The 3,385-nt window shown below is 62.0% G+C and carries 3 protein-coding genes; 2 read left to right on the forward strand and 1 reads right to left on the reverse strand.

What is annotated here, in order from left to right:
• On the forward strand, positions 1-2,013 hold a 2,013-nt coding region (locus ACH2EI_RS13905; RefSeq protein WP_395160469.1), incomplete at its 5' end, for an ATP-binding cassette domain-containing protein.
• Positions 2,010-2,744 carry an ABC transporter ATP-binding protein gene (locus tag ACH2EI_RS13910; RefSeq protein WP_395155538.1) on the forward strand — a complete coding sequence of 245 codons (735 nt, stop codon included), beginning with the start codon at positions 2,010-2,012 and terminating at the stop codon, positions 2,742-2,744. The genes ACH2EI_RS13905 and ACH2EI_RS13910, both read left to right, overlap by 4 nt.
• Before the next feature lie 17 nt (positions 2,745-2,761).
• On the opposite strand, the gene ACH2EI_RS13915 is transcribed toward ACH2EI_RS13910, so the two are convergent.
• Positions 2,762-3,385: ABC transporter ATP-binding protein (locus tag ACH2EI_RS13915; protein WP_395160471.1), on the reverse strand; the 624-nt coding region annotated here is incomplete at its 5' end.

Consider the following 3,385-nt stretch of genomic DNA (forward strand, 5'->3'; position numbering starts at 1 on the left):
ATTGTCGTCTTCACGTCGAACAAGGCGTGGTGGCCGGATTGGGCGCGGACGGGACTGAGTGAAGCAGTCCCATTTGTGGTGCTCATCATCGCGCTCGTTGTGATCGGCGGATCACTCCCAGAACGTGGTGCGATCGCACCCGACCCGCTCCCGACAGTCGAGCGCCCACGGCTGCGACCCGCCGTCGTCGTCAGCGTCACGACGGCCGGACTCGCGGCTGTCTTGTTGACTTCGGGCTCCTACCGATACGGCGTAATCACGAGCATCACTCTCGTCCTCATGGCGCTCTCGATCGTCGTGTTGACCGGAACCGTCGGACAAATCTCTCTGGCCCAAGCCGCGTTCGCTGGTGCCGCTGGTTTTACACTTTCAGCACTGACCACCGATCTCGCCGTGCCTTTTCCGATCGCTCCGCTGTTGGCGGCGTGTGCCGCCGCCGTGCTGGGGTTGATCGTCGGACTTCCAGCGGTGAGGATCCGCGGCACCCAACTCGCAGTGGTAACGCTGGGCCTCGCCGTCGCAATCGAACGGTTCGTCTTTCGCAACAACTCCTTCACCGACGTCGGCGGCAACTTGATCGAAAGGCCCAGCTTGTTCGGGATCGATCTGCATATCCGCGCTGGACGCGAGATCGCGCGTTGGCAATTCGGAGTGATGGTGCTCGTCCTTGTGACCACAGCGACGCTGTTGGTCGGCAACCTGCTTCGACGCCAGACAGGGCTCAGGTTCCTCTCCGTGCGTTCCTACGAACGGACCGCGGCCGGTATTGGCGTCAACGTCGCCGGCACGAAACTATTCGCATTTGCGCTGTCCTCCTTCCTTGCCGGCCTGTCCGGATCACTCATCGGATACAGCCGGGGCCAACTCTCGGCTGATTCGTTCACTGCCTTCGTCGGGCTCTCGTTCCTCGCTTTTGCCTACCTCGGTGGCATTGGATCGATCTCAGGAGCACTCGTCGCCGCTACGTTTGTTCCCCTCGGCATCGGGTTCGTCGTGATCGACCGCAACGTCCCATTTATCGCGGAGCGATATCTGCTGATCAGCGGTGTTGGCCTCGTCCTGACCGGGGTGTTCAACCCGGTTGGAATCGCTGGTGCGACGCGACAGAACAATCGACGAATTGCCGCATGGTGGGGCAAACGCCACGGTCGCTCACCCGTCGAGACGCTCACTGGACAAGGGGCCGCAGTGTTTGAAACGGCCACACCGATACCCCCTCGCAAGGACCGTTCGTTCGGAGACGTCGTGCTCGAACTCCAGGGCGTTTCGGTCACCTATGGCGGTCTTTGCGCCGTGGATGACTTCGAGTTACAAGTACGGGCCGGGGAGATCGTCGGTTTGATCGGCCCGAACGGGGCCGGCAAAACGACGCTGCTCGACGCGATCAGCGGGTTCATTCCGTACGAGGGATCGATCATGGTGGCGGGCACGAGCGTCGACGATGCACCACCGCACATTCGGGCTCGCGCCGGCCTCGGTCGCTCGTGGCAATCTGCCGACCTCTTCCGCGATCTCACCGTGCGCGAGAACCTACTCATCGCAGCCGAACCCAGAGCCAACGCGTCGACGCTGCTCGAGCCGATTCGCGTAGGCCCGGTGTCGCGAGGCAGCGATGTGATCGATTCAACGTTGATGCGATTCGGCCTACAAGAGACAGCCCATCGTCGTCCATCCGAGCTTTCACTCGGGCGCCAGAAACTCGTCAGCGTCGCCCGGGCAATCGTTGCAAACCCATCGGTTGTCCTCCTGGACGAACCGATGGCGGGGCTCGACGATCGGATGAGCCGACGGCTCCTTGCCGACATCGGCAACATCGCCGGTTCCGGGGTCGGCGTGTTGGTCATCGACCACGACACCGACTTCATCTTCGAGGTTTGTGATCGCGTACTCGTCTTGGACTTCGGGCGGGTAATTGCACAAGGTCCTCGACGGGAGGTGCGCTCCGACCCGGCCGTAATCGCGGCATACCTCGGTGAGTCGACGCTGTTGCATCGTTGGGAGAGTGCAACATGACAGACCGTGTGCCCCTCATCGAGATACGAGGTTTGGTCACGGGACCTGTTGGCGTCCCAGCCGTGCATGGACTCGATCTTGTCGTCGGGAGCGGCGAAGTTGTCGCGCTGCTTGGGCCGAATGGCGCTGGGAAAAGCGTGACGCTGGCCGCGATCGCCGGTCACCTGCCGGTGATGGACGGTGTTGTCGAGGTTCTTGGGCGTTCGATTAAGGGCGAGTCGGTGCACGCCATCGCCAGGCGTGGGCTGGCGCTGCTGCCTTCGGATCGAGGGCTGTTCTTTCAGTTGACCGTTGCAGAAAATTTGCGGCTCTATCGGAACAAGCAAAGCACCATCGAACGAGACGCGGTCCTCGAACTCTTCTCCTCGCTGCGGCCGATTCTGTCGAGGAAAGTCGGGCTGCTGTCGGGCGGAGAGCAGCAGATGTTGGCCTTGGCATGCAGTTTGATTGCGGGCTCGCGTGTTGTGCTCATCGACGAGCTGAGTCGAGGGCTTGCGCCAGTTGTTGTGCAACAACTCCTCCCGACGTTGCGCCATGCCGCCGACGAAATAGGGCTCGGGGTGCTCCTCGTTGAACAGCATGTGGCCGGTGCCCTCAGCGTCGCCGATCGCGCCTACGTACTGAGTCAGGGTCGGGTGATGATGTCCGGAACCGCGTCGGAGTTACGGGCGAAAGGAAACCTGATCGAGGCGAGCTACCTGGGCAACAGCGACGCTGGTGAGACGGGATGAGACAGACCGATGCAAAGTCAGTCGGAGTCGTCGAGGGCTTGGCCGCCGAGATAACTCGCCTCAAGGATTTCACGGCGATCGTCGAGTTCTTGCGCCGTGCCCTCCATGACGAGTTCGCCGTGTGTCAGGACGTAACCACGATCGGCGACAGAGAGCGCTGCGTGTACATGCTGCTCGACGAGTAACACGGCGGCACCGGTGTCATCCGCGATCTGGCGGACGACCGGGAGGAGTCGCTTGACGATGATCGGAGCGAGACCCATGCTCATCTCGTCGACCATCAACAGCTTGGGGTCGGCAATGAGCTTGCATCCCAGCGCCAGCATCTGCTGCTCTCCGCCCGACAGTAGGCCGGCCTTGCGATTGAGGAGCGCGTCGAGCGCAGGGAAATATCCGAGCACCTGATCCTGATTGACGCTGCTCCTGCGGTGGCAGTGGAGCCGTAGGTTCTCCTCGACGGTCAGCTGGAAGAAGATACCGCGGTCCTCCGGCAGCAACGCGAGCCCACGACGGGCGATGGCATGCGGCGTCGGTGACTTCACCGGTTCGCCGAGTACGTCGATCTCGCCGCTGATCATCTTCAAGACCCCGGCGATTGTAAACAGCGTGGTTGTTTTGCCGGCACCGTTCGGACCCAGCAG

This window comes from Ilumatobacter sp., from assembly GCF_041688325.1.
GTDB lineage: Bacteria > Actinomycetota > Acidimicrobiia > Acidimicrobiales > Ilumatobacteraceae > Ilumatobacter_A.

Excerpts from the sequence above, each read along its gene's own strand:
- ACH2EI_RS13910 (WP_395155538.1), top strand. The coding sequence starts at position 2,010 with ATGACAGACCGTGTGCCCCTCATCGAGATACGAGGTTTGGTCACGGGA.